Source organism: Planktothrix sp. FACHB-1355, assembly GCF_014748295.1.
Classification (GTDB): Bacteria; Cyanobacteriota; Cyanobacteriia; order Cyanobacteriales; family Aerosakkonemataceae; genus Aerosakkonema; species Aerosakkonema funiforme_A.
The window spans coordinates 1-5,842 of the sequence record NZ_JACJUP010000340.1; the positions used below are offsets into that span (position 1 = coordinate 1).

Sequence of the window (5,842 nt, forward strand, 5' to 3'; positions counted from 1 at the left end):
TCTTCCGATCTCTTGGATTCGCTGGGTTTCCAATGCTTTTGCTAGTTCTGGTTATAATCCGCAAACACGCTGCCAAGAAGTTAGCGGACGTTTGGAAACTTATCGCCGCAACAAACAACTGAAATATATCACTGTCGGCGTGATGAACGGGCAACGAGTTGTTTGCACCGCCAGTCAAGTTAATGGACGTTGCGAAAATTTGATTTTTACCCTCAAATCGAATCAAGACGCAGTTCGGACGTTGAACAATCTTTTGGCGTGGCGGGAAGGACAAGCGGGTGCGCCTTCCCTGCGTGAAAGCGGTGCTATTCCTTACATCGATGTGAGTGGACGTTTGGGAGATGACGGCAATAGCGAGATGCCGCCTTCAGTCAGCCAACCGAGCAATACTCAGCCGATGCCTCAACAACCTAATAATAATGGCGGCGGATCGCGGGAGCTTTAGATGACCCTTGGGGAGAGGCAAAGTGCGGTGCTGAAGCTGATGGGTGGTTTTGCGATCGTTCAGTTATTGGTAGGCGCTGGGAACCTAACCCCCCCAGCCCCCCTTCCCTGCGTAGCTTGCTTCTCCGAAGGGGTGGGAAGGGGGGTGCAAGAGAAATCTTGCCCCCCTCTCCTGGTAGGAGAGGGGTTGGGGGAAAGGTCAGATCTTCGCCATTTAGCACAAATTACAACAGTACGCATCCTGACTGGTAATGCGTCTGGTTCTGGTGCGATCGTGCAACGACAGGGACAAACTTACAAGGTACTAACCAGTTGGCACGTTGTTGCTTTTAGCCAACGCTATACCATTATCACCCCCGACGGTCGGCGCTACACCCCAACTTTCAATCCCAGACAGTTGGGAAACAATGACCTAGCAGTAATTCAATTTCGCAGTAACACAAATTACCAGGTAGCGCGAATTAGTACCGAACCGACAGTGGTAGGAGAACAGGTATTTGCGGCGGGGTTTCCCATGTACCAACCTGGGACTTTAACCACTACGTTCGATCGAGGTATCGGCGTATTTCGGTTTACCTCTGGTGCAGTATCCCTGCTATTGCCAAAATCCCTATCTCAAGGTTATCGCTTGGGCTACACAAATGATATCGCTGTCGGTATGAGTGGCGGCCCAATTTTTAATAGCAATGGGTTGTTAATTGGTATTAACGGAAGGGTGAAAAATCGCGATCCAGATTTTGGCGTCTATGCCTTTGAAGATGGCAGCGAACCTTCACCAACAATGTTAGAGCAAATGGTGAATTCTAGTTGGGGAATTCCGATTAGTACCTATTTGCAATTTGTTTCCTTCATTCAATAGGTACGTTGTTGGGCTTTAGCCCTAAAAGCCAATAACGTACCTGATAAGAGCGCTGAAGCGCAACAACGTACCTATATCATTCATGGAGTTAGTTATGCGGTTTAATCATCTACCACACATATTAGCTGGTACGGCATTTGTAGCAGCAATCGTGATTAATCAACCAGTAATGGCTAAAACGGCTAAAGAGGTAGCTAAAATTGCTGTACCCACAACCGTCAGAATTGATAATTTACTCAGTAAAGATTATGGTGGATCGGGGGTAATTATTGGGAAAAAAGACAATACATACACCGTTTTAACTGCCAATCATGTAGTCGAAAATCCCAATGCTGAATACTCGGTTTACACCAGCAAAGGTAAAACTTATTCTGTGAAGTCTGTTACCAGATTACCGAAAAATGCTAACGATACAGATTTAGCAATTATTACTTTTGAAAGTCCTGAAAAACAAGCCGTTGCAGCCATTAGCAATTCCGATGAAGCTTCGATTGGTTCGGGAATTTATATTGCTGGTTATCCTCTGGCAATTGAAGCTGGTGGAGAACGAGAATTTGAGTTTACCGCCGGACAGATTTCCAGCCGTCCCAATAGTCGTGCTAAGGGATATACCATGCGCTACGATGCAGTAACTCGCAGGGGAATGAGCGGTGGCCCAGTTTTTGATGTGAATGGGCGAGTGATTGGTATTCACGGGGAAGGTGATGTAGATGGTGCGATTCAATCGGAATCTGCTGCTGGGGGAGAAATAAGGGTTAAAACTGGATTAAATGCCGCAATCCCAATTAATACTTTTGTGGCTTTGATGCCTCAAGCTGGGATGAATACTTCTATTTTAACCAGGGATGATAACCCTGCGGATAATGTGGAAGCAACCCAACCTTCTCGTCAGGAAGTTAGGGGTTGGTATGGTGATTTTAAAAATGTTGTTGACGTTTTTCAACAACTTCGGCGGGTTGTCCCGGTGAGGCTTCCTTTTGGTTTTTAATTAGGTTTTTTGCTGGAAATAATGGGCGGTAAAAATCCGCTCATTATCAGTTAATTTTGTGAGGTAAATTATGCGTCGGATGCGGTTTTTGGCTTTGGGAATTGTTAGCTTTGTAGTTGCGATCGTTGGTACTTTACTCGCTCCTGGTACATTTGTCAATCGTGCTTTTTCGGCTGCACTTTGTACGCTTTTCAGTTTTAATTGGACGGTTTGCACGGTGGATTTGGGGGGAAGTTCTCAGCGAGTGGTAGCGGCGAATCCCCCTGCTGTAGTTGCCGATATTTCTAACTATTTGCAGGCGCAGCGAGATCCGAGTGAATTTGGCGATGAACCGAGTGCGCCGTCGCCACAACAAAGTAATCCGCAAGCGCCGCCGTTTCCGCAAGATCCTGGGCCGAATTTTCCGGTGCGTCGTGAGTTTGATGGCAGTGATACGAATTCAATACCTGCAGTAGTAAACGAATTTACAGGTAATTCAAACTTTCAAGATTTGCAGCCAGGAACACACAGATTTATAGATACTAAAGGTTGTGAACAGATTGCTGAAATAAAATCTAATGGAAATAAGAAATATGTGGAATCAGCAGTTCTGCATTTAGCTAATGATGGCATATCATGTAGCAGTGGCGCTTTTGAAATATTAGCTAAATATGCAGCTGATGGTAATAGCGTTACTCTTACGGCTAAGAATAATAATCCACCTATAGTCGTTCAAGGATTAAGAGAAAATACTTGGCAAATCAGCTACACCGATCAAACTGGTGTTCAAAAGAAAGAAAGATTTAGTTTTGGCGATATAAGCTATACACAAAATATTTTTATATCTCAGTTTACCAAAAATATAAATGATTGCAACAATAAGGATGTTACTCAAAATTCAGTAGATCTTGTAAAGAAAATAAATATTAGCGAAGCTAATTCAAAATGTAGGGAAGAAAGAGATTATTGTAGGAAGCTTAAGGTAGCCGCAGACTTGATAAAATTGAAAATTCCAGAATTAGGGGAATTACTAAGCAATCCCTTAACATATTGGTTTGCTGGATCAGGTGCTACGCTGATATCTAAAATTCCTCCAAATATATCCTTAACCTTCCTTATTACCTGGAGCATTATGGCTTTTCAGGACGCTAATTATTGTTTTTACTACTATGGTGAAATAGGAGGATACCACACTGATATGTTGATAAGCGCCCTCAAAATTGGTGGAAGGACTCAAGAAGAAGCCACCAATAGAATCGAACAAGTTGCGTCTGCAAATCGCATAAAAGCAGAAGAAAGATGTAATGGGCCACTTCCACGCTTTCCAGTATATCCACCTAAACAAACTGCTGTAACCGCAAGAATCTCACAAATTGATGATGTAGCCACCATCTTTATCGATGGTAGAAAAGCTAAAGAAGGTGGCTATGCTGGTGGTGGAAAAGGAGGCGATACTGGTTGGGGGCCGCTCGAAGTTAGTAGTGGTACGCATCAGGTCAGACTGGTAGTAAACAACACCATTGCTGGTCAGTCAGGTGGATGGTTTGAAATTAAAGTTAATGGTGAACTGAAAATAAATCAAGGTCGTCGTTTTCAAGATGATAGGGTTACTGGAATTAAATACGATGAAACAACCACTCTCGAAGTCCCTTAATTTTGAGAAAGTAAAGTCAGTGAGGCATCGTATCTGAAGATTGCCCAAAACCTGTATCTAAATTTGAAAAGTTCGATTGCGATCGCCCCTAAACTCAGAAACCCGGTTTTTCTAAAAAACCGGGTTTCTTTGGCATAAACGATACCTTGATATGTGAAATAACAGTGAAATGGCAGCCAATATTCTGAATACAATCGAGCTATTTTCAATGTTAGCGATCGCAATCAACAAGCAATTAGGTAAGGTGCGATCGCTCTTTTTTTCATCATAACAAAAAAGTGCCACATCTTATAATTATATAAACCAGATTATACCTAAAACTAGCGTGACTACAGGGCGAATTCCCGATGAGATTCCTACCAACTTACAAGAACAACTCCTAATGCAAGATGCCAAAGCTGCTGCTGCACAAGCAATCAATTGTAAAGAAATTCTCGGCACACCACAAGAACCATTAAGAGATGCGCCTCGACTGGTTGCTAACTATGGCGGCAATCTTGAAGATTGGGTTAAAATGGCTAGTACCCAAACCAACATTATAAATGGAGCGTCTGTACAAATTCATTGGTTCCGAAATCGCCAGACTCTTGAAAATGTTGAATTCAAGTTTAAACGGCAGTATCTTAAAACAATATCTACAAATCTTTAGGTAATTAAATTATGCAGATTCGTTGTATTGCTAATACGGGAGAATTTTTGAACGAAACCTACTTAGACCCTGCTGTAGGTCGTACCAAAGAAACTGAGTTTCAATTAACAATTGGTAAGGAATATACAGTTTACGCTCTTTATCAATGGCAGGGAAGCATTTGGTATTATATTTGCGATGATGGATATACTTACTATCCCCAGCAAAATCCCGCCCCATTATTTGAAGTTATTGATAATCGATTATCTTCATATTGGAGGTTTAAGGTTTATCCAAATGGGCTGTTAAAATTAGCTTTTGAACAATGGCTATCAGATCGGTATTTTTATGATAAATTAACGGATGGAGAAGAAACAGAAGTTTTAATTTTTGAAAAATTGAAAGAACTTATAGATGCAGAAGCTTTATCTGCCGCAAGCAAAAACAACGTTCTTGAATCTGTTGTTTTGACAGCAAATATTTCTTGCCCCTAAACTCAGGAATACAGATGAAAATAAATGCGATCGCCTATTTCTTATGTGGTAAACTAAAAAATAGTATGCTATTTGCTCAAATAAGGTAACTTGATGGAAAGCTGTACAGTTGCGATCGCCCATTCAGAAATCCGGTTTATTAGAAATCACCATTGCTGCAACTATTAAAGCAACTTTACCACTTGCTGTTGTACTATGTCAGAATATTCACCTAACTCCCAATATCTAGCAGTTGCCAAAATTAAGCGTCGTCAGGCACTTTTGGCACAACACCCTAAGACAGCACAAGAGAATGTCAACCAAATTCTACATCCCCATCTATGGCAAAGAGATTCAAGCCAAGGATGGACAGAAACGCTAGAACCAAATTATGGAACGTCTAACCCCTGAAGATTTACGAGATATTTGGATACGCTTAAATAGAAAAAATTTATGCCCTACAGCCAATTCACCACCATCACTAAAGTTAAAGAAGCCTTCAATTTAACCACAGTAGAAGGCATCAGATTTCTGCCTGAAATTCCCCCTATTCAACCCAGCAATACCCTGGCTGCAACTCTTGAAGAAACTCTACCACTTGCTGTCGCTACAGGCAGCGAAAAAGCCAGATCTGAGCTAATTATTAGCCCAGTTCTTGTAGAAGTACGACGCATTCTTAACCGTCAAATTAGTATGTTTTCCGGGGAAGATTTTAACGTGGATGAATCTCTGGGACTGAATGGACGCTGCGACTTTCTGATCAGTCGTTCCACCGAACAATTAGCCATTGAAGCACCAGCCATTATTATTGTAGAGG

7 protein-coding genes and 1 pseudogene are annotated in these 5,842 nt (G+C 42.0%); all 8 read left to right on the forward strand.

All coding sequences use genetic code 11. The features are described from left to right. Positions 1-445: COP23 domain-containing protein (locus tag H6S82_RS15310; protein WP_191056380.1), on the forward strand; the 445-nt coding region annotated here is incomplete at its 5' end. Then, positions 446-1,303, forward strand: a complete 858-nt coding sequence (locus H6S82_RS15315; protein ID WP_242056963.1) for a serine protease — start codon at positions 446-448, stop codon at positions 1,301-1,303. 82 nt (positions 1,304-1,385) lie between these two features. Further along, positions 1,386-2,291 (forward strand): serine protease, encoded by a 906-nt coding sequence (locus H6S82_RS15320; RefSeq protein ID WP_191056381.1) that lies wholly within the window; start codon positions 1,386-1,388, stop codon positions 2,289-2,291. Positions 2,292-2,361: 70 nt separating this feature from the next. After that, complete coding sequence (locus tag H6S82_RS15325) at positions 2,362-3,924, forward strand: hypothetical protein (protein ID WP_190462188.1); 1,563 nt, start codon at positions 2,362-2,364, stop codon at positions 3,922-3,924. Positions 3,925-4,249: 325 nt separating this feature from the next. Continuing rightward, the gene (locus H6S82_RS15330; protein WP_190462186.1) at positions 4,250-4,573 is read left to right on the forward strand and encodes a hypothetical protein; all 324 of its coding nucleotides are present in this window, start codon (positions 4,250-4,252) and stop codon (positions 4,571-4,573) included. 47 nt (positions 4,574-4,620) lie between these two features. Beyond that, positions 4,621-5,046, forward strand: a complete 426-nt coding sequence (locus tag H6S82_RS15335) for a hypothetical protein (RefSeq protein WP_242056964.1) — start codon at positions 4,621-4,623, stop codon at positions 5,044-5,046. A gap of 195 nt (positions 5,047-5,241) precedes the next feature. Then, the gene (locus H6S82_RS15340) at positions 5,242-5,436 is read left to right on the forward strand and encodes a hypothetical protein (RefSeq protein ID WP_190462184.1); all 195 of its coding nucleotides are present in this window, start codon (positions 5,242-5,244) and stop codon (positions 5,434-5,436) included. Positions 5,437-5,478: 42 nt separating this feature from the next. After that, a pseudogene (locus H6S82_RS15345) lies at positions 5,479-5,842 on the forward strand (hypothetical protein); the annotation flags it as partial.